At 62.4% G+C, this 24,884-nt stretch carries 28 protein-coding genes and 1 other RNA gene; 8 read left to right on the top strand and 21 right to left on the bottom strand.

The annotated features are described in order from the left end of the window. Positions 1–2: 2 nt before the first annotated feature. The 11 genes from nuoJ to nudC form a co-directional block, all read right to left on the bottom strand. Positions 3–518: an NADH-quinone oxidoreductase subunit J gene (gene nuoJ / locus ACP5E6_RS05375; RefSeq protein ID WP_427952575.1), complete on the bottom strand. Its 516-nt coding sequence runs from the start codon at positions 516–518 to the stop codon at positions 3–5. Next, complete coding sequence (nuoI, locus tag ACP5E6_RS05380; RefSeq protein WP_427952629.1) at positions 515–1,027, bottom strand: NADH-quinone oxidoreductase subunit NuoI; 513 nt, start codon at positions 1,025–1,027, stop codon at positions 515–517. Before nuoI ends, nuoJ begins: the two co-directional genes overlap by 4 nt. Before the next feature lie 18 nt (positions 1,028–1,045). Next, the gene (gene nuoH / locus ACP5E6_RS05385) at positions 1,046–2,005 is read right to left on the bottom strand and encodes an NADH-quinone oxidoreductase subunit NuoH (RefSeq protein ID WP_427952577.1); all 960 of its coding nucleotides are present in this window, start codon (positions 2,003–2,005) and stop codon (positions 1,046–1,048) included. Continuing rightward, positions 2,002–4,710: an NADH-quinone oxidoreductase subunit NuoG gene (gene nuoG, locus ACP5E6_RS05390; RefSeq protein WP_427952579.1), complete on the bottom strand. Its 2,709-nt coding sequence runs from the start codon at positions 4,708–4,710 to the stop codon at positions 2,002–2,004. The genes nuoH and nuoG overlap by 4 nt, the downstream gene beginning before the upstream one ends. After that, positions 4,701–5,987, bottom strand: a complete 1,287-nt coding sequence (nuoF, locus tag ACP5E6_RS05395; protein WP_427952581.1) for an NADH-quinone oxidoreductase subunit NuoF — start codon at positions 5,985–5,987, stop codon at positions 4,701–4,703. Before nuoF ends, nuoG begins: the two co-directional genes overlap by 10 nt. Beyond that, the gene (nuoE, locus tag ACP5E6_RS05400) at positions 5,984–6,484 is read right to left on the bottom strand and encodes an NADH-quinone oxidoreductase subunit NuoE (protein ID WP_427952583.1); all 501 of its coding nucleotides are present in this window, start codon (positions 6,482–6,484) and stop codon (positions 5,984–5,986) included. Before nuoE ends, nuoF begins: the two co-directional genes overlap by 4 nt. Beyond that, complete coding sequence (nuoC, locus tag ACP5E6_RS05405; RefSeq protein ID WP_427952585.1) at positions 6,471–8,255, bottom strand: NADH-quinone oxidoreductase subunit C/D; 1,785 nt, start codon at positions 8,253–8,255, stop codon at positions 6,471–6,473. The genes nuoE and nuoC overlap by 14 nt, the downstream gene beginning before the upstream one ends. After that, the gene (locus ACP5E6_RS05410; protein WP_427952587.1) at positions 8,255–8,851 is read right to left on the bottom strand and encodes an NADH-quinone oxidoreductase subunit B; all 597 of its coding nucleotides are present in this window, start codon (positions 8,849–8,851) and stop codon (positions 8,255–8,257) included. The genes nuoC and ACP5E6_RS05410 overlap by 1 nt, the downstream gene beginning before the upstream one ends. Next, a complete protein-coding gene (locus ACP5E6_RS05415; protein ID WP_427952589.1) occupies positions 8,848–9,267 on the bottom strand; it encodes an NADH-quinone oxidoreductase subunit A in 420 nt (139 codons plus the stop codon). The genes ACP5E6_RS05410 and ACP5E6_RS05415 overlap by 4 nt, the downstream gene beginning before the upstream one ends. Before the next feature lie 227 nt (positions 9,268–9,494). Continuing rightward, positions 9,495–10,106, bottom strand: a complete 612-nt coding sequence (locus ACP5E6_RS05420) for a methyltransferase family protein (RefSeq protein ID WP_427952591.1) — start codon at positions 10,104–10,106, stop codon at positions 9,495–9,497. Positions 10,107–10,404: 298 nt separating this feature from the next. Then, entirely contained in the window at positions 10,405–11,352 is a 948-nt protein-coding gene (gene nudC, locus ACP5E6_RS05425; RefSeq protein WP_427952593.1) for an NAD(+) diphosphatase, read from the bottom strand. Positions 11,353–11,425: 73 nt separating this feature from the next. Here nudC and ffs point away from each other — a divergent pair. From ffs to ACP5E6_RS05455, 6 genes are all read left to right on the top strand, one after another. Continuing rightward, an RNA gene (gene ffs / locus ACP5E6_RS05430) (signal recognition particle sRNA small type) lies at positions 11,426–11,523 on the top strand. A gap of 27 nt (positions 11,524–11,550) precedes the next feature. After that, entirely contained in the window at positions 11,551–13,371 is a 1,821-nt protein-coding gene (locus ACP5E6_RS05435; protein ID WP_427952595.1) for a DNA polymerase III subunit gamma/tau, read from the top strand. Beyond that, a complete protein-coding gene (locus ACP5E6_RS05440; RefSeq protein WP_427952597.1) occupies positions 13,368–13,691 on the top strand; it encodes a YbaB/EbfC family nucleoid-associated protein in 324 nt (107 codons plus the stop codon). The genes ACP5E6_RS05435 and ACP5E6_RS05440 overlap by 4 nt, the downstream gene beginning before the upstream one ends. Positions 13,692–13,944: 253 nt before the next feature. Beyond that, the gene (gene recR / locus ACP5E6_RS05445; protein ID WP_427952599.1) at positions 13,945–14,535 is read left to right on the top strand and encodes a recombination mediator RecR; all 591 of its coding nucleotides are present in this window, start codon (positions 13,945–13,947) and stop codon (positions 14,533–14,535) included. Then, the gene (locus tag ACP5E6_RS05450; protein ID WP_427952601.1) at positions 14,532–15,635 is read left to right on the top strand and encodes an OpgC domain-containing protein; all 1,104 of its coding nucleotides are present in this window, start codon (positions 14,532–14,534) and stop codon (positions 15,633–15,635) included. Before recR ends, ACP5E6_RS05450 begins: the two co-directional genes overlap by 4 nt. Further along, the gene (locus tag ACP5E6_RS05455; protein WP_427952603.1) at positions 15,613–16,365 is read left to right on the top strand and encodes an SGNH/GDSL hydrolase family protein; all 753 of its coding nucleotides are present in this window, start codon (positions 15,613–15,615) and stop codon (positions 16,363–16,365) included. Before ACP5E6_RS05450 ends, ACP5E6_RS05455 begins: the two co-directional genes overlap by 23 nt. 85 nt (positions 16,366–16,450) lie before the next feature. Here the strand turns inward: ACP5E6_RS05455 and proC are convergent, their stop codons facing one another. The 3 genes from proC to rpmB all read right to left on the bottom strand — a co-directional run bounded on the left by proC (position 16,451) and on the right by rpmB (position 18,256). Continuing rightward, the gene (gene proC / locus ACP5E6_RS05460; RefSeq protein ID WP_427952605.1) at positions 16,451–17,275 is read right to left on the bottom strand and encodes a pyrroline-5-carboxylate reductase; all 825 of its coding nucleotides are present in this window, start codon (positions 17,273–17,275) and stop codon (positions 16,451–16,453) included. Next, positions 17,272–17,775 carry a YbjN domain-containing protein gene (locus ACP5E6_RS05465; RefSeq protein ID WP_427952607.1) on the bottom strand — a complete coding sequence of 168 codons (504 nt, stop codon included), beginning with the start codon at positions 17,773–17,775 and terminating at the stop codon, positions 17,272–17,274. Before ACP5E6_RS05465 ends, proC begins: the two co-directional genes overlap by 4 nt. A gap of 178 nt (positions 17,776–17,953) precedes the next feature. After that, positions 17,954–18,256 (bottom strand): 50S ribosomal protein L28, encoded by a 303-nt coding sequence (gene rpmB, locus ACP5E6_RS05470; RefSeq protein WP_427952609.1) that lies wholly within the window; start codon positions 18,254–18,256, stop codon positions 17,954–17,956. Positions 18,257–18,518: 262 nt separating this feature from the next. Between rpmB and ACP5E6_RS05475 the strand changes: the two genes are divergently transcribed. Then, complete coding sequence (locus tag ACP5E6_RS05475; protein WP_427952611.1) at positions 18,519–19,265, top strand: FkbM family methyltransferase; 747 nt, start codon at positions 18,519–18,521, stop codon at positions 19,263–19,265. A 10-nt stretch (positions 19,266–19,275) separates the two neighbouring features. Here ACP5E6_RS05475 and rlmN read toward each other — a convergent pair whose 3' ends face one another. The 3 genes from rlmN to ACP5E6_RS05490 are packed head-to-tail and all read right to left on the bottom strand — an operon-like array spanning position 19,276 to position 21,244. Beyond that, on the bottom strand, positions 19,276–20,436 hold the full coding sequence (rlmN, locus tag ACP5E6_RS05480; protein WP_427952613.1) for a 23S rRNA (adenine(2503)-C(2))-methyltransferase RlmN: 1,161 nt from the start codon (positions 20,434–20,436) through the stop codon (positions 19,276–19,278). 3 nt (positions 20,437–20,439) lie between these two features. Next, entirely contained in the window at positions 20,440–20,964 is a 525-nt protein-coding gene (locus ACP5E6_RS05485; RefSeq protein ID WP_427952615.1) for an invasion associated locus B family protein, read from the bottom strand. Between the two features lie 37 nt (positions 20,965–21,001). After that, the gene (locus ACP5E6_RS05490; RefSeq protein WP_427952617.1) at positions 21,002–21,244 is read right to left on the bottom strand and encodes a hypothetical protein; all 243 of its coding nucleotides are present in this window, start codon (positions 21,242–21,244) and stop codon (positions 21,002–21,004) included. A 155-nt stretch (positions 21,245–21,399) separates the two neighbouring features. On the opposite strand from ACP5E6_RS05490, the gene ACP5E6_RS05495 reads away from it, so the two are divergent. Then, the gene (locus ACP5E6_RS05495; RefSeq protein WP_427952619.1) at positions 21,400–21,597 is read left to right on the top strand and encodes an EexN family lipoprotein; all 198 of its coding nucleotides are present in this window, start codon (positions 21,400–21,402) and stop codon (positions 21,595–21,597) included. On the opposite strand, the gene ACP5E6_RS05500 is transcribed toward ACP5E6_RS05495, so the two are convergent. From ACP5E6_RS05500 to ACP5E6_RS05515, 4 genes are all read right to left on the bottom strand, one after another. Further along, on the bottom strand, positions 21,589–22,458 hold the full coding sequence (locus ACP5E6_RS05500; protein WP_427952621.1) for an NAD(P)-dependent oxidoreductase: 870 nt from the start codon (positions 22,456–22,458) through the stop codon (positions 21,589–21,591). The genes ACP5E6_RS05495 and ACP5E6_RS05500 overlap by 9 nt on opposite strands. A gap of 34 nt (positions 22,459–22,492) precedes the next feature. After that, positions 22,493–23,674, bottom strand: a complete 1,182-nt coding sequence (locus ACP5E6_RS05505) for a CaiB/BaiF CoA transferase family protein (RefSeq protein ID WP_427952623.1) — start codon at positions 23,672–23,674, stop codon at positions 22,493–22,495. Further along, entirely contained in the window at positions 23,671–24,591 is a 921-nt protein-coding gene (locus tag ACP5E6_RS05510) for a hydroxymethylglutaryl-CoA lyase (protein WP_427952625.1), read from the bottom strand. The genes ACP5E6_RS05505 and ACP5E6_RS05510 overlap by 4 nt, the downstream gene beginning before the upstream one ends. Before the next feature lie 84 nt (positions 24,592–24,675). Further along, a partial coding sequence (locus tag ACP5E6_RS05515) for a hypothetical protein (RefSeq protein WP_427952627.1) occupies positions 24,676–24,884 on the bottom strand: 209 nt, incomplete at its 5' end.

Below are 24,884 nucleotides of genomic sequence, written 5' to 3' on the forward strand. Positions count from 1 at the left end.
GATTATTGTCCCTCTCTGGAGGGTCGACCGAGGTGATAGGCGCCGATCAATCCGGCCAGCAACAACATCGAGGCAAGCTCGACCGCGCCGAGGTCGGTGGTAAACAGGCGCAACCCGACCGCCTGTGGCGAAATGACCTGATGCGCACCGCCCGTTGCCGTTTTTTGCAAGAGCACATAGATCAGTTCGCCGCCGAGCATCGCGCCGAGCACGATTGGCACAATCCAGATCGTTCGGCTGATCCAGCTGACTTCGCGTGCCGCGGCGGCGCGATCGAGTTTCAGCATCATCACCACGAACAGGAACAATACCATGATGGCACCGGCATAGACGATCACTTCCAGGGCCGCCGCGAAGGGGGCGCCGAGCGTGTAGAACACAATCGCCATGCCGAGCAGGGAAAGCACGAAAAAGAGCAGACCATAAACTGGATTGGCACGCGTAATTGCGACCACAGTGGTAACAACGCTGAACCCGGCGGCCGCATAGAAGACAAGATCAAATCCTGAGACGCTCATGGCATCAATCCTCGTGGATCAACCGGTGCGGCTTCATTCAGAGCCATGCCTTTGTCCTTGGTACCGACGTTAACGCCAGCGACGCGGTAAAAATTGTAATCGGGAACCTTTCCAGTGCCGGCGATCAGCAGATTCTCCTTCTCATAAACAAGGTTCTGACGAGAAAACTCGCTCATCTCGAAATCGGGGATGAGTTGAATCGCGGAGGTTGGGCAAGCCTCCTCGCAAAAACCACAGAAGATGCAGCGGGAGAAATTGATCCTGAAGTGTTCCGGGGTCCATTTGTCGGGCTCAGAGGTTTTTTGTAGACTAATGCAATCGACGGGACAGACGGCGGCGCAGAGATAACAGGAGACACACCGTTCCTCGCCATCGGGATCGCGGGTCAGCACGATCCGGCCGCGGTAGCGCGGGGCAAGATAGGGTTTTTCCTCAGGATACTGGATGGTTTCGGTCTTGTGGAACAGATGCAGAAAGGTGAGCCACAAGGTACGGATGGCACTGATGATGAACACGGCGTTGCCCTTTCAGCCGATGCCGGCGAGCATGAGCGCGCCGGTGATCGCGAGATTCGCAATCGAGAGAGGCAGCATCAGCTTCCAGCCATAGGACATTAATTGATCGTAGCGCGGACGCGGCAAGGCGGCGCGGAGCAGGATGAAGAAAGCGATAAAAAATCCGATCTTCAGCGCGAACCACAGCGCTGGCGGCAGAAACGGCCCGTGCCATCCACCGAAATAGAGCACCACGGTGATCGAGGAGATCAGCACGATGCTCGCGTACTCACCGACAAAGAACATGCCGAATTTCATGCTGGAATATTCGGTGTGGAACCCTGCACCCAATTCATTCTCGCCTTCCGGCAGATCGAACGGCAGGCGATGGGCTTCGGCGATGCCGGCGATCAGGAACGGCAGGAAACCGAAAAACTGTGGAATGACGAACCAGAGATGGGTTTGTGCGTCAACGATCTTGCCGAGGTTGAACGAGCCGGTCAGCATCACAACGCCGATGACGGCAAGGCCCATGAAAACTTCGTAGCTGACCATTTGCGCGGCGGCGCGCATGCCCCCCAGCAGGGCGAATTTACTGTTCGATGACCATCCCGCCAAAATAACGCCATAGACCGACAGCGATGTCATGCCGAGAAAAAATAACAGGCCGATGTTCATGTCAGGGATGATGCCGACCAGTGGCGTAATCGGCACCACCGCGAAACCCAGCACGACAGTGACGAGCACAATGATCGGTGCCGCGACGAAAATGACCGGATCGGCGAACGGCGGCGTCCAATCCTGTTTGAAGAAAATTTTGACCATGTCGGCAACGATTTGCAGCGTGCCCTGCCAGCCAACACGGTTAGGGCCGAGCCTATCCTGCCAGAAACCAAGGAGGCGTCTCTCGGCGAAAGTGAGGCCCGCGGCGAGCAGCGTGACGCCGAGCAAAATGCCGGCCGCTTCGGCGAGTTCGATCAGGACAGTAATCATGACATCTCCCGCGCCGCAGCAAGGATAGTTCCAATGCCAGGCAGCAGGAGTGCCGGCTCGCCGGGAAAGCCGGTGGCCACGCCAAGGATTCCGCAGGGCAAAGTGGGATCGATCACGACGACGCGATCGACCGTGGTGGTCCCGATGGTACAATCCGCATGACAACCTGCAGTCAGATTAAATAACGCGGCGTCACTTGGGTTGATCCTCACCATTGGTGAAGTCATGCGCGCGGCGATCGCCGGTGCGAGCGCGCTGAGTTCTTCCGAACCAAATGCCTCGGTAACCGGCAGGAACATGAGACCATCCCGCTGTGGCTGAGCGGGCGGCACGACGAAATAGCTGGTCCGGCTCGCACTGCCGGTGAACAGGATGATCCCACCGCTATCAGACATCAAACCACCACCGATGGTGGTTTGGAACTTGTTGATAGCCTGGGCGGAATTCCAGCCAGGTGACCAGAAATAGGGCACCAGTGCCGAATCCGGTCGCAGGATCGGCCCTTCCATGGTTGTTCCGAGCGGTGAATCAGGATGCGCGAACGGCTTGGGTTCACGAACATTCACACCGGCATTGACCGCCGTGCGGCCGCTATAGCGATGCGGCAGTGTGGCCGGTCGTTGCATGTCGCCATAGGGCGCTTCCGGCCAGACGATCGCACAACCCGCAAGGCTCGGAATTGCCGTCGTTATGGCGCCGATCATCGCGGTATGATTGTGCCAGGTACCCGGCGCCAGCCGCCCGGCATCAATGCCGGCATCGCGCAGCAACTGCCACGATTGTGGCGGCGCGTCGGGGCTGAATATCGCCTTGAAGCCACGCTGCGCACGACCTTCGAGGTTGACGTAGGTGACATCGCTATCGGCGAAACTGCCAACGCCGATGGCAAGATCGGCGGTCGCGGTCGTTGGCGTTTCGATATGGTCGAGCACGCAAAGCGCGGCGACGGAGGAAAATTTGCGCTCAAGCACCTCCGGCTCGGCGCGGCGGAACAAATCGTTTTCCAGCACGATCACACGATTCGCCGCACCCTCCGCGATCGCGGCCAGCGCCGCCGAGAGCGGCTTCGCGGCCAGAAGACCGAGACCGAGGCTGTTCACCTCCGGCAGCAGAATTGACAGTCGCGCCGCAGATCCGGCGCGACGCAGGGCGATCACAATATTCGCAGCGGCCAGCAGCAGATCACTGCCACAAGCCTCACCGCCGACCACGATCACGGGTGACTTCGCCCGGCCGAGTATGGTGGCGATTTGGGCGGCGATATCCGGATCGCTGGCAGAGCTCGGTGCCGCGTCGTCGAGATGATGCGCAACGGCAAACCCCAGGGCAACGACCGACCGAGGGGACAGCCGCAACGCCATCGCGGCGCAATCGTCGAGGCGTGTTGGCATCGGTGTTGTGATGATCACCGGATTGCGATGGCCCTCCGCCGCAATACGCGCCGGCGTATCATTCCAGTCCGGGATCTGCCGGGCGTCGAGCGTCGCGGTGTTGGCATGCTGGGTGATCTGGCGCAGCGACAAGGCCAACCGCGGCGCGATGCCCGAAGGATCGTCACCAAGGATCAAAGCCGCATCGGCATGTTCAGCATCGGCCAGGGTTGCGATCGGCATGGCGTGATCACGCATCAGCCCGACCGCGCGATCGAGTATTTCAGCGTCGTGATCGTTGATACCCGCATAGAAATGACTGACGCCAACCACCGCGCGCAACGCGAAATTAGCCTCGATCGAAGCGCGTGGCGATCCGATGCCGATAACGCCGCCTTGTTTGAGCAGCGAGGCCAGATCGGCCCTTGCCACAGGCAGGTCGATCGCTGACGTCACATCATCGGCGCCTCGGCGCCGCGCATCGCGCAGACGCGCGGCGGTTTCCAGAAACCCGGTGCCGAAGCGGCCACGATCGCACAAGAAATAGCCGTTGAGCGTTTCGTTGTAGCGATTGGTCACACGCCTGAATTCGCCCTCGCGCTCCTGCACCGTGATGTTGCAGCCAACCGCGCAATGCGGACAAACCGAGGGGGTTGCCCGCATGTCCCATTTGCGGCGGAACCGGGCCGAAAATGGCTTATCGACGAATACCCCGGTCGGACAGACCTCGACGAGATTGCCGGCAAATTCGCTTTCAAGCACGCCGGGCTCGGCACGACCGAAATAAATATTGCGATTGGCACCGAACACACCGAAATCATGGCCACCGGCATAATCACGATAGAATCGCGTGCAGCGATAACAACCAATGCAGCGGTTCATTTCGTGGCGAATAAACGGGCCGAGATCCTGGTTGAGATGGGTGCGTTTGGTAAACCGGTAACGCCGCTGCGAATGTTTCACCATCGCGGTCATGTCTTGCAGATGACATTCGCCACCAACTTCGCAGACCGGACAATCATGCGGATGATTGGTCAGAACGAATTCGATCACCCGGTCACGAAACTGCGTCGCGTCAGGGTCAGCGATCGAGAGGCGCATGCCGGGCGTCACCGGCGTCATGCAGGCCATCACGATCTGTCCGGTCTGATCATCCGGTCCGTTGAATACTTTAACCGCACATTGACGGCACGACCCCACCGAGCCGAGCGCGGGATGCCAACAGAAATAGGGAATATCGCGCTGGGCCGACAGACAGGCCTCCAGCACGTTCTGACCGGGGCGAGCGGTGATCGTGATGTGATCGACCGTGATGTCGAGATGGTTCAGGTCCATGGGCAAGCCTTGGTGTCGATATGCTGTTTGAAATCGTCGGCGAAATACGCGAGGCCGCTTTGCAGCGAGGCCATCGCGCCCGGTGCCAGGGCACAGAACGTACGACCCGGCCCCAGATTTTCAGTCATTTCCAGCAGAACATCCAGATCGCTCTCGACCCCCTTACCCGCCTCGATCGATTTCAGCGTGCGTTCAACCCAGGGCAGACCATCACGGCACGGCGCGCACCAACCACATGATTCGCGTGCGAAAAATTGTTGTAGGTTTGCAATGAATCCGACCGGGCAGGTACGGTCGTCGAGCACGATGGCCGTGCCGGTGCCCAATCTCGTGCCGCGTTTCGCCATGTCGGCAAAGGTCATTGGCACGTCCATCTGATCTTCGAGCAAGAACGCCGTGGAGGCCCCGCCGGGTAGAACCGCACGCAGATGATAGCCCGGCTTCATGCCGCCGGCGCAATCCTCGATCATCGTGCGCATCGTGGTCCCCATCGGCAGTTCAAACGCACCCGGGCGATTGACCTTGCCGCTCACGCCATAGATCTTGGTGCCGACAGCGCCATTGACCCCGAGGTCGCGGTACCAGGCAGCGCCGTAACGCACGATGTGAGGCACATTGCAGATCGTCTCGACATTATTCACGATCGTCGGGTGCCCCCACAGGCCGTTGACCTGCGGAAACGGCGGTTTGGATCGCGGAATGGCACGACGCCCTTCGAGCGAATTCAGCAGTGCGGTTTCCTCGCCACAGATGTAGCGCCCGGCCCCGCCATGGACCTGGATCGAGAGATCATAGCCGGACCCAAGAATATTCTGGCCTAACAGACCGGCGGCTTCAGCCTCGGCAATCGCGACGTTCAGCCGTTCGATCGCCGTTACGTATTCGCCTCGAACAAAAATATAGGCCGCATTGGCCTGAACCGCGTAGGCGCTCAGAATGATGCCTTCGATCATCTGATGCGGATCGCCTTCGAGCAGGAGACGATCCTTGAAGGTGCCGGGCTCCATCTCATCGGCGTTGACCACCAGGTAGCGCGGCCCCGGCCGCTGCGCCACGCCCGGCATCAACTGCCACTTCCGCCCGGTCGGAAAGCCACCACCGCCGCAACCGCCGAGGCCCGAGTCAGCAACCATCTGGACAACAGCGGCCGGGTCGAGATTTCCCAGCGTGTCGCGCACGGCGACATAACCTTCGGCGCGCTCATACTCACCGATCGTCAGTGGCGCCCTGCCGCGTGCGATGTTGCGCGTAAGAGGACGGGTCGGAATGGGACTCATGGCGCCAGGTCCTTCGGTCCCTCGAGGATTTCGTCGAGTTTGGCGACGTCAACGTCACCGTGCAGAACATCGCCCACCATCATCGCCGGCGCGTGATCGCAATGGCCGAGGCAAACGATCGGCAGCAGCGTGAACCGGTCATCGGCCGACGTTTCGCCAGGCTTGATGCCGATGGTCTTCTCAATGTGTTGCGCCAACTTGTCACGCCCGGCAACCCAGCAGCTTATACTGTCGCACAGCAATATTACGTTCTCACCAACCGGCTTTCGATAGATCAGATTATAGAAAGTCGCGACCTCATCAAGTTCAGCGGCCGACATGCCCAGCAGATGAGCGACCTCGTGCAACGTGCCATCGGAGACGTAGCGACGGCGCTGTTGCACGTATTTAAGCGCATCGATCGCGGCGGCGCGCGCGGTCGGGTAGTGGCTGATCAGCTCCTCGATCGCGGCGCGTTCGACGCCGTCGAGTGGTGATTGACGTTCAACGATCGACATCGGCCATCACAAAATCAATACTTCCAATAATAGCAATCAGATCAGCCAGATAAGCACCGCGACTGATCAACGGGATCGTTTGCAGATGGGCAAATGACGGCGTGCGGATTCGCACACGATAGGGCGTGGTCTGACCATCACTCACGAGATGGTAGGTATTCAGCCCCTTCGTTGCCTCAATCGTGCAGGAAACCTCACCAGGAGGAATGACGGCACCCCAGGTAGAGTTGAGGAAATGGGGGATCAGCGAATCGATGTCGCGCAGCACAGCCTCCCGCGGCATCGGCATGGCGAGCGGATGCATCGCCTTGACCGGGCCCGGTGGCATCTGTTCAAGACATTGCTTGATGATTCGCAGACTTTGACGCATTTCATCGAGGCGGAGTTGCACACGGTTGAAGCAATCGCTGCGATGCGCAATCGGTACATCGAACTCGAGCTGGTCATAGCCGGAATACGGATGAGATTTTCGATAGTCAAAATCGATTCCGGTTGCACGCAGACCCGGACCAGTAACCCCCCAGTCGAGCGCCTCTTGCGCAGTGTATTCACCGACCCCGATCGTGCGAATCTGAAAGATTTTATTGCGCATAACCATCGAATCATATTCATCGAGGCGCTTGGGCAAATAGGCCAGAAACTCACGTACCTTGCCATCCCATCCCTGCGGCAGATCCGCCGCAACGCCGCCGATCCGGAAAAACGACGGGTGCATCCGAAAGCCGCAGATCGCCTCGATCAATTCGAGCGCTCGTTCGCGGTCGGTAAACACATAGAAAACAGGTGATAATTGACCGACATCCTGCACCATGGTGCCGAAGAACACGAGATGGCTGATAATGCGGAAAATCTCGGCGAGCAGGATTCGGATCATCTGAGCGCGCGGCGGCACGGTGATGCCGGCGAGTTGTTCGACCCCCATGACGTAGGGGAAATTATTCATGACGCCAGCGACGTAATCGATCCGGTCGGTATAGGGAATGAAACTGTGCCAGGACTGCCGCTCGCCGATTTTCTCGGCACCCCGATGATGAAATCCAATTTCGGGCACGACGTCGAGGATTTCTTCGCCGTGTAACTTGACCACCAGACGCAACACGCCGTGCAGGCTGGGATGATTAGGTCCCAAGTTGACGATCATGGTTTCAGGATCGGTATCGGCTGAGTCGATCATTCCCGCGAGGGCGGGAACGTCGCGCAACGCGATCTGCTCGGCCATTTCAGTGGAGGCCGGCATCACGAACGGCCCCTGCTCAGTGGCGCGGCAATAGTGATCCTTGCGCAGCGGGTGCCCCGGCCAGCTTTCCGGCATCAACATGCGGCGCAGATCGGGATGACCAGCAAAGCGAACGCCGAACATGTCCCACACTTCGCGCTCGTACCAGTTGGCATTGGGATAGATCGAGCACAGCGTCGGAGCGACCAGCGCATCGATGGTGAGCGGCACTTTCACGCGAAGCTCGCGGCCGTCTTCATGACGGAGGACGTGATAGAGCAGGGTGACATCGGCGCAATCGGGATGGGGCCGATGGGTGCGGTTACGTTCGTCGATCGCGGTGATGTCGAGGAGCAGACGGTAATTCTGCGCGGGATCGGTTTTCAGCCCCTGCATCATTGCGATCAGATCATCGACGTCGCACCAGAGCGTTTCGATTCCATCGGTCATGGTCTGCGGCGAGGGCGGCAGCGCAGGTAGCCGCCGTGGTGCAGTTTCATTGGCCCGGGCATCGGAACGCGCCAGATCATCGGGCATGGTTGCGGCCCCCTCCATCAGACATGATCCGGAAGCGGCGAGGTGCGCATCGCCATGCGTGCGTCGTTTTTCAGGTCACGCTGACTCGGTTTGACATAAGGCACCGGTCCGGTTTCACCGATCATCCAACTCAATGGCCGCTTGGTCGCGCCGATCGAGTTCTGCAGTAACATCAGCCCTTCGAACAGGGCTTCAGGCCGCGGCGGACAACCTGGCACATAGACATCGACCGGCAGGATACTGTCGACACCCTGCACGACACTGTAAACATCGTACATCCCGCCAGAGTTCGCGCAGGACCCCATGGAAATGACCCAGCGGGGTTCAAGCATCTGTTCATAAAGATACTTCACGACCGGTGCCATTTTCAGAAATACGGTCCCTGCGATCACAATCACGTCGGCCTGACGTGGTGTCGCACGCAAGACTTCCGCGCCATAGCGGGCAATGTCAAACTTCGAGGTAAATGAGGTTGCCATTTCCACATAACAGCACGAAAGTCCGAAGTTAAACGGCCAGAGCGAATTTTTTTGACCCCAGGAGACCAAATCCTCAAGCTTGCCAAGCATGAATTTCTGATTGTCGCCCGCGGGATTCGGTGCGGTTTGTTTCATGCGATCGGCCCCTTCATTGATACCCGTGGACGATGACGCAGCTTTGGCCCCCATTCCAGAGCACCAGATCTCCAGAGATAAGCCAGAGCCACCAGCAGCAAGCCAAGAAACGTGACGATCGCCCCATAGCCGACCCAGCCAACCGCACGGGCGGAGACAGCCCACGCGAAAACGAACACCATTTCGAGATCGAACACCACGAAGAACATCGCAACGAGGTAGAACTGGCTCGGAAACCGGATCTGAGTGTCATGAATCGGCATGATGCCGGATTCAAATGGATTGGGATCTGCCGGCCCTCGCTTGCGCGGACCGAGAACGTACGAGCCTCCAACCATGACGGACACCATCGCTACGATCGCAACGAGGTAGAGGCCGAGCCCAAGATACTCCGATCCGGATGCCATCGGGTTCATGGGTTCCCGATAAAACAATCGGGACGTAATACGACCGTAATAAGTTGTGTCACCGCGTTTCCTCTTGTGAGGCACCACCTTCTGGTTCGTGCCGGTTTACCCCCGCGATGTTGTTCACATCACTCTTTACGAATATGACAGATATAGGATAACTAAGTAAAGGTAAAAAAAATATTTTTCAATTAAGAAAAACTAAACGGATCAATCAGCGCAGATGCGCAGCATCCCTAGGGTACCCGACCGGGAAAGCGCATCGGAATCAGCATCGGCACACGGCGCCGATACCGCTCATACGCGTCACCATACACGATCAGTAGCTTGCGTTCCTCAAAATAAATGCCGATCAGGATGTAAATCAACGCGGCGATCGACGTCGCAAGTCGAAACGGTGTTGTGCTGAGGCCAAACATCAACAAAATCAGACCCAGATAAAGCGGATGGCGCACCACAGAATTCATCCCGCGTGTCGCCAATGGTTCGGTCGGCAGCGCCGATTCGGTGATGCCCTGACGCCAGGGCGTGGTGCCCAGAAAACGACCGAGATCGTATGAGCGCCCGGCAACACTCAGAATGATCCCGCCCGAGACCGCCGCACCAAGCATTACCACGCGCAGCGGCAGCGTCACGACGAAGGCGGGGGTGGCGGCGAGCAGCCAACTGCCGATAGCCAGAACGATCGCAAGATGCACCGCCGCGATCGCGTTATACGCCAGTCGCTCGCCCGAACCGACCAAAAGCGCCAATCGCGTGCGACCTGACGGTGTCGCGAGCAGGCTATGGCTGAGGCCGAAGCTCACCCAGAGCAAAGCGTAAATGATCAGGCGCCCAGAAAAATTCATCAATTCGCTTTTCATCGACCGAAGCAGCCTCTACGCCGGTGCGCCCAATGGTCACGCACCATCATCGCGGCGCGTTTCGTGGTAATCTTTTTGGTGCCGGTTGACTATGGTGGCGTTGGCTTTCGGGAGCGTTGCAATCTCCTCAAGCGGTGCGTGTCGCGCGGTTTTGGGCGGTGCGGATCATTTCCCCTTCGCCCGTTATGATGTCGTCGCGAGCTAGAGCGTTATGCTTTCAGCTTAACGCTCTAGCTCTATGTTTTTTCGAGCGATTTCATGCGATTATGTTGCCGCTGTCGCGTCAACTTAATCGCATATCGCTCTCGGTGGCGCCGGCCATCCAATCCTCGATCAGCCGGCGCGCGATGGAATCCTTGGGCGGCAGGTTAAAGCCCGCCTGCCTGCGGTTCGCCAGATCGTCGCGCGTAAACCACGCCGCCGCGCGCATTTCCTCGGTATCGAGGGTGATCGTTTCGCTGAGCGCCTCGGCCCGGTAACCCAGCATGAGCGACGCCGGAAACGGCCAGGGCTGACTGCCGATATAGGTCACGGCACCGATGGTGACGCCGACTTCCTCAAACGTCTCGCGTCGCACCGCGTCTTCAAGGCTTTCGCCCGGTTCGACGAAGCCGGCCAGGGTCGAAAAAAAATTGCGCTCGACCGGGAATTTATGGGACTGCCCGAGCAGGACGCGGTCGCCGCGGGTGACCAGCATGATCACGGCGGGGTCGGTGCGGGGAAAATGTTCGGTGCCGCAGCCGCTGCACTGCATCGTATGCCCGGCGCGTTCGGGACGGCATGCGGCACCGCAAACGCTGCAGAACCGGGTACGGGATTGCCAGTAGAGCAGCGCCTTGGCGGTGGCGAGCAGACCGGCCTGGGCGGCCGGCAGGGTTGCCGTCAGGCCGCGCAGATCAAGGAATTCACCCGCGGCGCCGATGAGTGCCTCCAATGGTGCCTCATCGGCCGAGAGGTCGATCGCGAAGACCGGCCTGCCCGACTCAAGGCCGAGAAACACCGCCGGCATGGCGGCGTCGCGCGGTCGTGCACTCAGAACGGCTCGCGGCGACGGTTCGAGCGCGACAAGCATCCGCCCGCGCCAATAGGGGATGAACAGCGCATCCTCGCCGGCGCGCGCCGCGGCGATCCAGACCGTGTCGGTGCGATAATGACCGGCGCGATCGAGGCTGGCGGAACTGTAAAGCAAGGCGCTGGCGGCGTTTGCATCGCGCATGGGTGTGTCGGGCATGGAAATATCGTGGCATCGCCCCCGCACCGAGGCAAGCTTGCCAATGTCGCGCAAAAATCCGATACAGGCACCGGGAGATCGGCCGCGGACGGGCGCCTCGCCAACCCGGTCAGGGCCGGAAGGCAGCAGCCGCAACGAGTTTCCGCACGGGTCGCGGACCCGGTCTCCCACCCTCACCTCTCACCGCATCGGGGACGCATGGCCGGGTTGTTCGACGATGATGACGATCTCGTTGGCCGCGCCGCGGCATCCCCCCCATCGGGTCCCTCCTTGTTCGGAGATGCGCCGATCTTGCCTGAGCCGGCGCATGCCCAAGCCTATCGCGTTCTCGCCCGTAAATATCGCCCGACCACCTTCGATGATCTGATCGGGCAGGACGGCCTGGTCCGCACCCTGCGCAACGCCTTCGCCATGGGCCGGATTGCGCATGCGTTCATGCTCACCGGGGTGCGCGGCGTCGGTAAAACCACCACGGCCCGTATCCTCGCCCGCGCGCTGAACTGCACCGGGCCGGATGGCACTGGCGGCCCAACCCCCGATCCGTGCGGGGTATGCGACAATTGCGTGGCGATTCTGGCCGACCGGCACCCCGATGTCATCGAGATGGATGCCGCCTCGAACACCGGCGTCGATGACGTGCGCGAGATCATCGAAGCCACAAGGTTCCGTCCGATGATCGCACGGACCAAGGTCTTCATCATCGACGAAGTGCACATGCTCTCGCGCAATGCGTTCAACGCTCTGCTGAAGACGCTTGAGGAGCCGCCGCCGCACGTCAAATTCGTGTTCGCCACCACCGAGATCCGCAAAGTGCCGATCACGGTGCTGTCGCGCTGCCAGCGGTTCGACCTGAGGCGGGTTCCGGTCGAAATACTGGCGGCGCATTTCGCCCGGATCGCCGCCGCCGAAGCGATCACCATCGACCCCGCCGCCGTCGAGGCCATTGCCCGGGCAGCCGATGGTTCGGTACGCGACGGGCTCTCGCTCCTCGATCAGGCGATCGCGCGCGCCGATGACGGCACCACGATCACCGCAACCCTGGTCGGCGACATGCTCGGCCTCGCGGATCGCGGCGCCGTGTTCGAGCTGATGGAGGCGGTGGCGCGCGGGCGCGTCGCCGACGCGCTCGGCGTGATGGATCGCGCGCACGCCCAGGGCGCCGACCCGGTGGTGCTGATGCAGGACCTGCTCGGTCTCGCCCATATTCTATCGCGGCTGAAGGCCATCCCTGATCTGGCGACCGGACATGCCCTGCCGGAGCTTGAACGAACGCGGGGCGCGGCGCTCGCCGCCACCCTCTCGGTGCCCTGGCTCGGCCGGTTGTGGCAAATGCTGCTGAAAGGCATCACCGAGGTCGAGCAGGCGAGCGATCGCCGCGCCGCCGCCGAAATGATCCTGATCCGCCTGTGCTTCGTTGCTGACCTGCCGCCGCCGGGCGATCTGGTGCGGCGCCTGACCACCGAAACCGCCGCCAGCCGCCCCGCTCTCGGCCGGGAGTCTCCCGATCCCGCCCCCCGCGCCATGGTCAACGGCCCTCCCCTCACCAGCGCGGCCCCGCGGTTGAGCCGCTTCGAAGACGTCATCGCCCTCGCCGAGGAGCGCCGCGACGCGCTGCTCACCAGCCAGCTCCGCCACGATGCCCGGGTTGTGAAATTCGCCCCGCCCGTCATCGAACTCAACCTCTCGCCCGCTGCCCCGCGTGATCTGTCATCGCGCCTGGCCAAATTCCTCGAAGCCGAAACCGGCCGCCGCTGGACCATCGCCCTCTCGCGGGAAGCCGGCCGCCCCAGCGTGGTCGAGGCTCGTGAGACCGCGCGGGAATCCGCCCGCGAAGACGCCCTCGCCGATCCGCTGGTCCAGGCGATTTTCGCAACCTTCCCTGGCGCCAAAATCGCCAGCGTCGAACCCGAAGACCCCCAACCCCTTGCAGCCACCGCGGCAATGCCCTCATACACCGTCGATGACGCCCCGCCGATGTCAGATCAGGACATCGCTGACGCTTTGGAGATCGACCCATGAAAAACCTCGCCGGCCTGATGAAACAAGCCCAGGCCATGCAACAGAACATGCAGGACATGCAGGCCCGCCTCGAAGCCCTCGAAATCCAGGGCGAATCCGGCGCCGGCCTGGTCAAACTCACCCTTTCCGGCAAAGGCGTTCTGAAATCCGCCCGGATCGACCCCAAACTGCTCGACCCCAACGACGCCGAAATGCTCCAGGACCTCATCGTCGCCGCCCATCACGACGCCAAAACCAAACTCGAAGCGATCACCGCCGATGAAATGCAGAAAGCCACCGGCGGCCTGTCCCTACCCCCCGGCCTCAAACTGCCGTTCTGAGGGGCGTCATGGGGGGTGTCTGCAAGGCCGGGGCGCTGCCCCGGACCCCGGCAAGGGGGCTTTGCCCCCCTGCACCCCTCACTAAGGACTTAGTCCTTAGAACCCGGTTTTTTCGGGTGAGGGGCCCGGCGCATACCCCCCGGCCCCTCACCCGAACCAATGGATTCCAAAGACTAAGTCTTTGGCGGGGATGCAAGGGGCAGCGCCCCTTGCCGGGGTCCGGGGCAGCGCCCCGCCTTTGCGGCACCCTCCCATGATGGGCCCTGAGATCGAGGGTCTGGTGGCGCAGGTGGCGCGATTGCCGGGGTTGGGGCCGCGGAGTGCGCGGCGGATTGTGTTGCGTTTGTTGAGCGAGCGGGAGGCGCGGTTGCTGCCGTTGCTGGCGGCGTTGACGGCGGCGGCGCAGCGTGTGGTGGTGTGTTCGGTCTGTGGCGGGCTGGACAGTGTCGATCCGTGTTCGGTGTGTGGCGATGCCGCGCGGGAGCCGATGATCTGCGTGGTCGAATCGGTGGCGGATCAATGGGCGCTGGAGCGGGCTTCGGTGTATCGCGGCCGGTATCATGTGCTGGGCGGGTTGCTCTCCGCGATCGGCGGGCGCGGGCCGGAGGAATTGGGAGTCGGGCGGTTGCTGGCACGGCTCGATGGTTCGGTGCGTGAGGTGATCCTGGCGCTGCCGGCAACGGTCGATGGTCAATCGACCGCACATTATCTGGGTGAGCGTCTGGCCGGATTCGGGGTGATGGTGACGCGCCTGGCGCAGGGTGTGCCGGTGGGTGGCAGCATCGAGATCCTGGATGAAGGCACGTTGGCGCTGGCGATGTCGGCACGGCGCTCCGCCGCATGACGCTGGTCCGCGCGGGGCGGGATCTGCGGGTCGATTTTTTCCGTGGCATCGCTCTGTTCTGCATATTTCTCGATCATATCCCCCACGATACCTTGGCGCGCTTCACCGTGCGCAATCTGGCGCTGAACGATGCGACCGAGATTTTCATTCTTCTCGCGGGTTATGCCGCATCGCTGGTCTATGGCCGCAAGCTCGACCGGGCGGGACCGGTTTCGGCCGGCGCGGACATGCTCAAGCGGACCTGGACGCTTTATATCGCGCATATCTTCATATTCGTGATCTTTACCGGCGAGGTGGCGGCGTTTGCCACGTGGTTCGCCGATCCTTCCTATCTCGCGCATGTCGGGATGAACCGGCTGATCAAGGAACCGCTGGTCGCGATGATCGATGCGGTGCCCATGCTGTATCAGCCGTCGTTTCTGAACGTATTGCCGTTGTATGTGGTGATCATGGGCGGCATGGCGCCCCTGCTGGTGCTGCTGCGCCGACCGGCCGTGCTGCTGATGGCGAGTTTCACCCTCTATGTCGCGGCCCGGCAATTCGGCTGGAACCTGCCGACCGCCGGGGGGCATGTCTGGTTTTTCAACCCGCTCACCTGGCAGTTCCTGTTCGTCCTGGGCATGGTCTTCGCGCGATTCGGCCGGCCCCGGTTGCCGAATGTGGCGACCGACATCGGGGCCGCGGTGTTGCTCGTTACCGGATTTCTGATTCTCCTGACCACCTGGATCGAACCGCAACTCGCCCGACACGTGCCCTTGGCGATCAAGCCGCTGATCCATGATATCGACAAGACCGGTCTGCACCCCTATCGGCTGCTCTCGATTCTTGCCCTCGCGTGGCTGGCGTCGCGCTACGTGCCGCCGGGGGCGCCATTCATCGGGACGCGGGCGGGGTCGATTTTCGTGTTGATCGGGCAACATGGCCTGACCACCTACTGCGCGAGCATCCTTCTGTCGTTCGCCGGGCGGGTTGCGCTCGATCATGATCGGGGATGGTTGATGCAGGTGCTGGTCAACGGCATCGGTCTGGGGGCCTTGCTGGGCGTGGCGGCAATCGGGGCGTGGTATAAGGTGAAAGATGCAAAACCGGCGACGATCTAGGGTTCTGGTTCCGCTTCTGCTGGCATCGCTGCTGGCACCGCCGCGGGCCCGTGCCGAGCCGGCCGCCTGCCCGGTGGTGCCAGTGCAGCATCTGGTCTTGCCTCACCTCAAGGCGGCGTTGAAAGCCGGCCAGCCGATCGTGATCGCGGCACTCGGCTCATCGTCGACCTGGGGGGCGATGGCGCATGATATCGCGGATTCCTATCCGGCTGAATTGCAGGATGATCTGGCGAGGCTGCTGCCGGAGGCCGAGATCAGCGTGATCAATCGCGGCGTCGGCGGCGAGGACGCCGGACGGGAAGACCAGCGCATGGCGCGGGATGTGCTGGCGCTGGAACCGACCGTGGTGATCTGGCAGGTCGGCGCCAACGCGGCGGCGCGGCGAGAGGGCATCGGCCATTTCGATCGCCTGGTGCGCCGTGGCTTGCAGCGGCTGCGCGCGGCGCCGGCCGATGTCATCCTGATGGATAACCAGCGGTCGCGATTGCTGGTCGCCTCGCCGGACAATCGGCGGATCAACCGCGCCCTGGCGCGCCTAGCGGCATCCGAGCACGCCAGCCTGTTCTCGCGCGACCGGTTGATGCGCGACTGGCAGCGTTCCGGCGCGGCGCTCGACGGGTTTCTGGCAACCGATGGACTGCACATGAACGATCGCGGTTATGGCTGCACCGCGCAGGCGCTGGCCACGGCGATCACGCGGGCGGTGCGTGGCGACAAGCGTCAGGAATGACGCCGGTTCGCGCGGCCGATCCGATCGACCCGTATCAGGGTACCATTTGCGCCAGGGCCGTGGCTTGCCCCGGGTTCGTGTCGCTTCAGCCTGAAGCGGTGTCGCGCCCGAGCTCGCGTGACCGCGCGGTGGCGGCGGCGATCGCCTCGCTCATCGCCTTTGACCAGGCGTCGGGCGCCATCAGAACGGCCAGTGCGCGTTCGGTCGTTCCGTTCGGGCTGGTCACGGCGCGGCGCAGCGCCGCGGCCGGTTCATCGCCGGCCGCGAGCAACCCAGCCGCGCCGATCACGGTCTGCCGGGCCAGAATGCGCGACAGACCGGCTGGAATGCCCTGTTCGATCGCCGCCGCCTCCAGTAATTCCGTCAACAGGAACACATAGGCCGGGCCGCCGCCTGAGACCGCGGTCACCGGATCGAGCAGCGCCTCATCGGTGACGAATTCAACGGCGCCGACCGACGCAAGCAGGACCCGCGCCAGATCGTGCTGGACGGGCGACACCGCATCCCCCGCGCAAGCCACCGTTATGCCCTGGCGAATCGCCGCCGGCGTATTCGGCATTGCCCGCACGATCGCCGCATTCGGGCCGAGCAGACGCGACAACCAGGCCATCGGCTTGCCCGCCATGATCGATATGAACACCGCCGCTTCGGCGAATCGGGCCACCGGCGGAACCGCGATCGGCGCAATCTGCGGCTTCACCGCGAGAACGACGGCAAGCGGCATACAATCGTCCGGAACCGCATCGATCGAGGACACCACCATAACGCCGGCGCCCTGCAACGTCGCGGCGGCGGCACCGGGATCGACGACGACGACACGGGACAGACCACGCTCGCGCCAGCCCGCGAGCATCGCGCCGCCCATTTTGCCGCCGCCGATCAGCAGCAGCGGCGGCAGAACATCCGTCATGCCTCGCCGACGCACTCCAGCATGGCGGCGGCCAACGCGTCATCGGGGTTCTTGCCGCCCCAGAGGACGAACTGGAACGCCGGGAAAAACCGTTCACACTCGGTGACCGCGATATCGACCATGTCCTCGACGCTTTCGGCCGAGGCGGCGGAGGCGCCGCGCAGCAGCACCGAGTGGCGGAATATCGGCATGCCATCGTCCTGATCCATGCCGAAATGACCGATCCAGAGTTTTTCATTGGCCCGGGCCAGCAACTCGTAGAGCGCCTTGCGCCGGCGCTCCGGTGCCTTGAGGTCGAACGCACAGGAGAAATGCATCACCGAGATTTCATGCGACCAGGAAAAATAAAGTCCGTAATCGCACCACCGGCCGGGGGCTTCGGCGGCAATCTCACTATCGCTGCGGCGGTCGAACGCCCAGTCGTTGGCAGCGATGACTTGTTCGACGATATCGAGCGGATTGCCGACCGATTCGGCATGATGGGAGGCCAGGGAGGTCATTCGGGGTCTCCTCCAGAGTTCAGAAGCCAAGCTTACGGCGGGATCGCCTTCGCCGAATCGGACTCTACCGGAAATTTGTAGCGCACCGCAATCGCGGTATGTCAGGTAATGGTTACAAAACAATAAACCCGCCACGAAGGACGGGTTGATTCCCGGCGATACCGGAGGAAAACTGGCCTCAGGCCGACTTCGCCTCGCGCTTTGCCGCGGCCTTGACGACCCGACGCTTCAGCGTGAGAGCCTCAGGGGTCAGTTTACGGTTCGGCGTGGTGAGCAGGAATGCATCGAGACCGCCCTTGTGTTCGATGGTCGAAAGACCACGCGGGGTCACCCGCAACCGAACCGAATGGCCCAGGGCGTCGGATTGTACCGAACTGTCCTGCAGGTTCGGCAGGAAGCGGCGACGCGATTTATTGTTCGCATGGCTGACATTATTGCCGGTGAGCACGCTCTTGCCAGTGATTTCGCAGCGACGGGTCATAACGAAAGCCTCGATCCAAAGAACCCGACTTGCGCCAGGTGGTGATAGAAAACATGAAACCGACCGCGCCACGGGCCCCGTGGAACGGCGTTGCGATGCTGTATCGCCAAAACCGCCGATCTGGTCAAGTCTCCCGCCGCCGTCACGGGGCCATCAGCCCCTCCTATTTCAAAAAAACCGGAGCAGACCCGGATCCTGGGGAAAAATGGCTTCGTGCGCGCTTGTTTACGTCATCTTCATTATTTGCGGGCATGATCGGTCCATGAGATCGACACTGAAATCCACCTTTGGCGCCATGTTCGATAGTCTTGGCCTCCAACTCGCCGCAACCGCCCAGAAAGGCGCGCTCGAAATGGCGGCGCATCTATCGGCTTTATTCGCAGCGTTGCACATTGATCTGGTGATCGATATCGGCGCCGACAAAGGCCAGTTTGGTGGCTTCCTGCGTGATCACGTCGGCTACAAGGGCGTGATCGCCTCGTTCGAACCGATTCCCTGCCTTTTCAAGGCGCTGGAGTCGCGCGCCGCGGCCGATGAGTTCTGGGCGGTTGAGCAGGCCGCCTTGGGTGCCGCCGGCGGCGACCTGCCGCTCAACGTGATCGACCTGAAGGATTTTCGTCGCGCCGACGCCTCGGTGCCGCCACCGGCGCGCCCGGAGCGGCAGACCGCGCGCGTCAGTCGCCTGATTGTTCCAATTCGCACGCTCGATGAAGCCCTGCCGCTGCTGCGATCACGCTACAAGGCCAAGCATGTCTTTCTGAAGCTGAATGCGCGCGGACAGGATCGGGACGTCTTCAAGGGGGCGGAAAAAACCCTGACATCGATCGCCGCGATACAAACCGAATTATGCACCGATCGATCGTTCGAGGGTGTCCCCCACTACCTTGGCGTATTGACCTATTTTCAGGCCAAGCACTTCGCACCAAACGGGTTTTTCCCCGCGACCGCGAAGGCGGGAACCGCGCTTGGCAGTTTTGACTGCTGCCTGGTCAATACTGGCCAAAGCTGAAGCCGTGCCGTCACGCCGCGGTTTCGACCGTGGATTTCAACTGGCCGCACGCGGCCAGAATGTCGCGCCCACGCGGGGTGCGTACCGGAGCGGAATACCCCGCATTCATCACGATCGCGGCGAAGCGATGGATGGCATTGCCGCTCGATGTTTCATAGCGCGAGCCCGGCCACGGGTTGAACGGAATCAGATTAACCTTGGCCGGAATCCCCTCGATCAGGCGCACCAGCTCATGGGCATCTGCCTCGGAATCATTGATGCCCTTGAGCATCACATATTCGAAGGTGATGCGACGGGCGTTCGACGCCGCGGGGTAGCGTCGGCAGGCGGCGATCAGTTCAGCGATATTGTATTTGCGGTTCAGCGGCACGATCACGTCGCGTACCTCGTCGCGCACGGCGTGAAGCGAGACGGCGAGGTTGACGCCGAGTTCGGCGCCGCAGCGATCCATCATCGGCACGACACCGGATGTCGAAAGCGTAATGCGCCGGCGCGACAGGCCGATACCCTCACCATCCATGATGATCCGCATCGCCGTCGCGACGTTCTCGTAATTATACAGCGGTTCGCCCATGCCCATCAGAACGATGGTCGAAAGCAGGCGCGGGGTATCGCCCTTCGGACTCGGCCATTCGCCGTAGGCATCCCGCATTGCCATGAATTGACCGACAATTTCTGCCGCGGAGAGGTTGCGGGTCAGTCGCTGGGTTCCGGTGTGACAGAACCGGCACGACAGGGTGCAGCCGACCTGCGAGGAAATGCAGACCGCGCCGCGATCCTCGGTGACATCCGGGATATAGACCGTCTCGACCGCTTCGTTGTCGCGAAAGCGGAACAGCATTTTGCGGGTCTCGTCGGCGCTGCGTTGATCCACCGCCACGACGGGCCGACCGATCACGAAATGTCGGGCGAGTTTTTCGCGCATCGGTTTCGCGATATTCGCCATGGCGGCGAAATCGGTGACGCCTTGATGATAGATCCAGTGCCACAATTGCTTGGCGCGGAACGGGGCCTCACCGATCGAGGCCACGGCTTCGGCGAGTTCGGCACGCGACATGCCGACGAGGTCGCGGCGTCCATCCTCCAGCAGGGCCGGCGGTGGGGCGAACAAGGCGGCCTTGGCCAGAATGCGGGTGCGCTCGGCCTCGTCGAGATCGAGCATGACGGACATGATCTAGCTCTTGTTCGGTGCGGTGGCGCTGGCGGGACAGGCTTTCTGGATCGCCTTGTAGGCGTCCGAAAAACCGTCCAGCCCGAACGTGTCGGTCACCGGTTTGGCGTTCGGCGCGCTCGCTGTCGCCGTCACTGTCGATCCGCCCAGGAACGCCTTGGTGGTTGCAGCGCCCTTCATCGCGTAGGCCATGTTATCCTTGGTAAAAAACTTCAAACTGGTGCCACCGACCGCAAGGCTCACTTTCGCATCCTTGGTATAGGTGATGCCCTGGCTGAGCGAGATTTCATCGCGAAACGCCGCCCGCTCCGTGACCGTCAGCATAGCCGGGGTCGCCTTGCTGCCCTTGGGCGGGGTGCTGAGGGCGAAGGCGTAGCAGGCCTTGTCTGGCCCGGTTCCATAGGTCGCGGCGGTCCATGATTTGAATACGCCGAGCGGTTTGGGCGCGTTGGTGGCAGGGGTGGTCGCGGCGAAACCGAGGCCGGGGACCGCCATGGCGAGCAGGAACAGGAAGGGTGCGTGTTTCATAGCGGCTGAAATACGCGCCCGACGCCGCGGCGACAAGTTATCTTCCGACTCGAATGCCGATATTCACCTGCCGGATCGCCGCGTCCACCGCACGGAGCGCCGCAAGCCGATGGCCATGCTTGTTGTGCGCCGCCGCGAGAAGCTGCGCACGCGCGGCAAACAGCGCGTTGCGGGCGGCGATCATATGACCCTGATCGGCCATCGCGACGCCGCCCATGGCGGCTCCGGCCATCCATGTCGCTGCGAACATGGCTGCCAGGCGTTTGTTGCTGAGGATCATGATAAATCTCCGTTGGTGGTTGATCACACGGAAAGTTTATGATGGCCGAACATGGCGCGGATCGGGCGAATGGGTAACGAAATGCAATCGGCCAAGACCGCGCGGGTGGATTGGATTGTTGCCGCCCTGGCCTCTGAGGTGTTAGCGAGCGCGATATGAAACAAATGGGTTTCATCCTTCTTGTCTCCGCATTGGTTCTGCTCGCGGGCTGTGCCGACAGCGTGACCAGCTATTATCACAAACACCCGCATCGTCTGATGCGGGAGGTGGTGAGATGTGAAAATAACGGCGGCGCGCTTGCCGATACGCCGCGATGTCGCAAGGCGCTCGCGATCAACGCACAGTTATTTTGAGCGTCCCAGGCGCGCGATGAGGGAGGAGGTGTCCCACCGATGGCCCCCCATCGCCTGAACATCGGCGTAGAATTGATCGACCAGAGCGGTCACCGGTAGCCGCGCACCGGTTTCCTTCGCCTGATCAAGGCAGATGCCGAGATCCTTGCGCATCCAGTCGACGGCGAAACCGAAATCGAATGAGCCGGCCACCATGGTCTTCCAGCGATTGTCCATCTGCCAGCTTTGCGCCGCGCCTTTCGAGATCGCGCCGATCACCGCCGCGGGGTCGAGCCCGGCCGCCTGGGCGAAGGCCAGACCTTCGGCGAGGCCCTGCACCACGCCGGCGATACAGATCTGATTGACCATTTTGGCCAACTGCCCGGCACCCGCCGCGCCGATATGGCTGATCGCGGCGCCGTAACAGCCGATCACCGGCTTTGCCCGCTCGAAATCATCGGCGGCACCGCCGATCATCACGGTCAGCCTGCCGGCTTCGGCGCCCGCCTGGCCGCCGGAGACCGGCGCGTCCAGAACGCCGAACCGGCCCTCCGAAGCCGCGGCCAGTTCCCGCGCCACTTTTGCCGAGGCCGTGGTGTGATCGACGAACAGGGCGCCCGCCGCCATGCCGGCAAAGGCGCCATCCGGCCCGATCGTCACGGCGCGGAGATCATCGTCGTTGCCGACGCAGGAGAAGACGACATCCTGGCCTGAAGCGGCGTCGCGCGGCGTCGCGGCCGCGGTGCCGCCATGACGGGCGACCCAGGCGGCGGCCTTGGCGGGGGTGCGGTTATAGACCGTCACGCGATGTCCGGCGGTGGCGAGATGACCCGCCATCGGGAAGCCCATGACGCCAAGGCCGATGAATGCGACGTTAGCCATGTTTTACATCCTTTGAATTCAGAGTTCTCTTGGTTCAGAATCGAACGGTGCGACCATCACGCAGCGCGGCGATCTCGGCCTCGTCGTATCCCAGTTCGATCAGAACGTCGTGCGTGTCCGCCCCTGGCTTGGGGATGTCGCGGCGCACGCCGGGGCGGGTGCCGTTCATGCTGATCGGCAATCCGGGCAGGCCGACCACGCGGCCATCCGGCAGGGAGACGTCGAGCAGGCCGCCGGACTGGCGCAGATGGGGATCGTCGAACAGATCCGCCGGGCGGGCGATCGGGGCGAAGGGCAGGCCGAGGCGCTCGCAGGTCGCGGCGAGCTCGGCCGTGGTGAAGCGGGCGAAGGTGGCGGCGATGATCGGCAGGGTGCGCGGACGGGCGGCGCGGCGTTCGGCCTGGGTGGTCAGGGACGGGTCGGTCGCGAGGGCGGTGAGGTCGAATTCAGTGCAGAAGACCCGCCATTGCGTGTCGGTCACGATTCCAATGAAGATCTGACCGCCATCGGCGGTGGCGAAAATGTCATAGACCGGCCAGGCGACATCGCGCGCGCTCATCGGGCGGGGTTCGATGCCGGTGATGGCGGCCTGGGCCATGTGCTGGGCCATCAGCATCGCGACCGATTCGAACAGACCGGACTGGACACGCTGGCCGGTGCCGGTGCGTGCGCGCTCGGCGAGAGCGGCGAGAATGGCGACGGCGCCGAAGGTGCCGCCCATGATGTCGATGACCGAGGCGCCGGCCCTGAGCGGCTGGCCGACCGGGCCAGTCATGTAGGCGAGGCCGCCCATCATTTGTACGACTTCATCGAGGGCGGTGCGGTGCTCGTAGGGGCCGGGCAGGAAGCCCTTGAGCGAGCAATAGATCAGGCGCGGATTGGCGGCGGCGCATTCATCGTAGCCGAGACCGAGTTTGTCGAGCGCGCCGGGACGGAAATTTTCGATCAGCACGTCGGCGCGGGCGATCAGGCGTCTGGCGGCCTCAAGACCGGCGGGAGATTTCAGGTCGAGCATGACGCTGCGCTTGTTGCGGCTGGCCATGGTGAAGAAGCCGATGCCGGAGCCGGTGAGGCGGCGGGTGTTGTCGCCCTCGGGGGCGGGTTCGATTTTCACCACATCGGCGCCGAGGTCGGCAAGGATCAGCCCGGTGGTCGGCCCCATGACCATATGGGTGAATTCGACGACTCGCAGGTTGGATAACGGGGTGGCGCTCATGCGGCGGGATGGAAAATCCGGGGGATGCCGGCTTTGGCGAGTTGGCCATGCAGCGTCTCGTCCGGCAGACCGGCATGGAGCGGGGCGCGCGCCGCGAGCAGGCGAGCGAGATCGATGCCGGTGTCAAAACCCATGCTTTCCAGCATGAACACGAGGTCTTCAGTGACGATGTTGCCGGACGCGCCGGGGGCGAAAGGGCAGCCGCCGAGACCGGCGAGAGCGGCATCGAAATCGCGAATCCCCGCCTCCAGCCCCGCGAGCGCGTTGGCGATGCCGAGGCCCAAAGTATCGTGCAGGTGCAGGCCGACCAGGGCCGGGCCGATTTCAGCGCGGACCGCGCGGATGGTTGATTTGATCTGGGCCGGGTTGGCGTAGCCGACCGTGTCGGCCAGGCCGATCTGGGTCACGCCGGCCTCGGCCAGGGCGGCGGCGATGCGGACAACCTCGGCCTGCGGGATGATGCCATCGATCGAACAGCCGAAGGCGGTGGAACAGGCGACTTCCAGCTCGGTGCCGGGGGCGTTGTCCTGCATCCAGGCGAGGATGCCGGCGACCACCGCGACCTGTTCGTCAGGCGTGCGGTTGAGATTGGCGCGCGAATGACCCGCGCTGATCGAAACCGGCACGCTGATGCGGTGCGCCCCCGCGGCAACCGCCGCCTCGGCGCCGCGCAGATTGGGCGCGAGAGCGACCACGGTGAGACCGGGGATGGCGCGGGCGAAGCGGACCACAGCATCGGTATCGGCCATCTGGGGGATCAATCGGGCCGGGACGAAACTGCCGACCTCGATCTCGCGCAGACCGGACGCGGCGAGAGCGGCGATCCAGGCACATTTCGCCGGGGTGGCCATGATGGACGCGGCCATCTGAAGCCCATCGCGCGGGCCGACTTCGCAGATCGTGACGGTTTCCTTCATCCGGCGCAATCTGCAACGTCGGGCGGTTCGGGGCAAGGTTGCGAGGGGGAAATCAGGGAAAGGTTGATGGGTCTCACCCGTGGCTCAACCGGTTTTATTACGATAACGTAACGATTTTTGCGTGCCAATGCGCCGCCCGCCGATCAGCGATTTTTGAAAATCTTGCGATCGGGGATGAAATAATGATTGCCCGGACCGAGCGGCGGTGGCGATGAGGTGATCGGTGGGAACACCACAACCGGGCGCGGTCGGCGCGGGCGGGGGGTGGCGGGTTTTTCGCGTTTGCGCCGTGG

Source organism: Acidiphilium sp. (assembly GCF_049977125.1).
Lineage (GTDB): Bacteria > Pseudomonadota > Alphaproteobacteria > Acetobacterales > Acetobacteraceae > Acidiphilium.

Excerpts from the sequence above, each read along its gene's own strand:
- nudC (WP_427952593.1), bottom strand. The coding sequence starts at position 11,352 with ATGCCCGACACACCCATGCGCGATGCAAACGCCGCCAGCGCCTTGCTT.
- ACP5E6_RS05410 (WP_427952587.1), bottom strand. The coding sequence starts at position 8,851 with ATGAAACAAACCGCACCGAATCCCGCGGGCGACAATCAGAAATTCATG.
- ACP5E6_RS05475 (WP_427952611.1), top strand. The coding sequence starts at position 18,519 with ATGAGATCGACACTGAAATCCACCTTTGGCGCCATGTTCGATAGTCTT.
- nuoJ (WP_427952575.1), bottom strand. The coding sequence starts at position 518 with ATGAGCGTCTCAGGATTTGATCTTGTCTTCTATGCGGCCGCCGGGTTC.
- ACP5E6_RS05490 (WP_427952617.1), bottom strand. The coding sequence starts at position 21,244 with ATGATCCTCAGCAACAAACGCCTGGCAGCCATGTTCGCAGCGACATGG.
- ACP5E6_RS05500 (WP_427952621.1), bottom strand. The coding sequence starts at position 22,458 with ATGGCTAACGTCGCATTCATCGGCCTTGGCGTCATGGGCTTCCCGATG.
- ACP5E6_RS05435 (WP_427952595.1), top strand. The coding sequence starts at position 11,551 with ATGGCCGGGTTGTTCGACGATGATGACGATCTCGTTGGCCGCGCCGCG.
- ACP5E6_RS05495 (WP_427952619.1), top strand. The coding sequence starts at position 21,400 with ATGAAACAAATGGGTTTCATCCTTCTTGTCTCCGCATTGGTTCTGCTC.
- rpmB (WP_427952609.1), bottom strand. The coding sequence starts at position 18,256 with ATGACCCGTCGCTGCGAAATCACTGGCAAGAGCGTGCTCACCGGCAAT.
- nuoC (WP_427952585.1), bottom strand. The coding sequence starts at position 8,255 with ATGGAGGGGGCCGCAACCATGCCCGATGATCTGGCGCGTTCCGATGCC.
- nuoG (WP_427952579.1), bottom strand. The coding sequence starts at position 4,710 with ATGGACCTGAACCATCTCGACATCACGGTCGATCACATCACGATCACC.
- ACP5E6_RS05415 (WP_427952589.1), bottom strand. The coding sequence starts at position 9,267 with ATGAACCCGATGGCATCCGGATCGGAGTATCTTGGGCTCGGCCTCTAC.
- ACP5E6_RS05505 (WP_427952623.1), bottom strand. The coding sequence starts at position 23,674 with ATGAGCGCCACCCCGTTATCCAACCTGCGAGTCGTCGAATTCACCCAT.
- ACP5E6_RS05465 (WP_427952607.1), bottom strand. The coding sequence starts at position 17,775 with ATGACCTCCCTGGCCTCCCATCATGCCGAATCGGTCGGCAATCCGCTC.
- nuoE (WP_427952583.1), bottom strand. The coding sequence starts at position 6,484 with ATGTCGATCGTTGAACGTCAATCACCACTCGACGGCGTCGAACGCGCC.
- ACP5E6_RS05440 (WP_427952597.1), top strand. The coding sequence starts at position 13,368 with ATGAAAAACCTCGCCGGCCTGATGAAACAAGCCCAGGCCATGCAACAG.
- rlmN (WP_427952613.1), bottom strand. The coding sequence starts at position 20,436 with ATGTCCGTCATGCTCGATCTCGACGAGGCCGAGCGCACCCGCATTCTG.
- ACP5E6_RS05485 (WP_427952615.1), bottom strand. The coding sequence starts at position 20,964 with ATGAAACACGCACCCTTCCTGTTCCTGCTCGCCATGGCGGTCCCCGGC.
- recR (WP_427952599.1), top strand. The coding sequence starts at position 13,945 with ATGATGGGCCCTGAGATCGAGGGTCTGGTGGCGCAGGTGGCGCGATTG.
- ACP5E6_RS05455 (WP_427952603.1), top strand. The coding sequence starts at position 15,613 with ATGCAAAACCGGCGACGATCTAGGGTTCTGGTTCCGCTTCTGCTGGCA.
- ACP5E6_RS05510 (WP_427952625.1), bottom strand. The coding sequence starts at position 24,591 with ATGAAGGAAACCGTCACGATCTGCGAAGTCGGCCCGCGCGATGGGCTT.
- nuoF (WP_427952581.1), bottom strand. The coding sequence starts at position 5,987 with ATGAGTCCCATTCCGACCCGTCCTCTTACGCGCAACATCGCACGCGGC.
- nuoH (WP_427952577.1), bottom strand. The coding sequence starts at position 2,005 with ATGATTACTGTCCTGATCGAACTCGCCGAAGCGGCCGGCATTTTGCTC.
- ACP5E6_RS05450 (WP_427952601.1), top strand. The coding sequence starts at position 14,532 with ATGACGCTGGTCCGCGCGGGGCGGGATCTGCGGGTCGATTTTTTCCGT.
- proC (WP_427952605.1), bottom strand. The coding sequence starts at position 17,275 with ATGACGGATGTTCTGCCGCCGCTGCTGCTGATCGGCGGCGGCAAAATG.
- ACP5E6_RS05420 (WP_427952591.1), bottom strand. The coding sequence starts at position 10,106 with ATGAATTTTTCTGGGCGCCTGATCATTTACGCTTTGCTCTGGGTGAGC.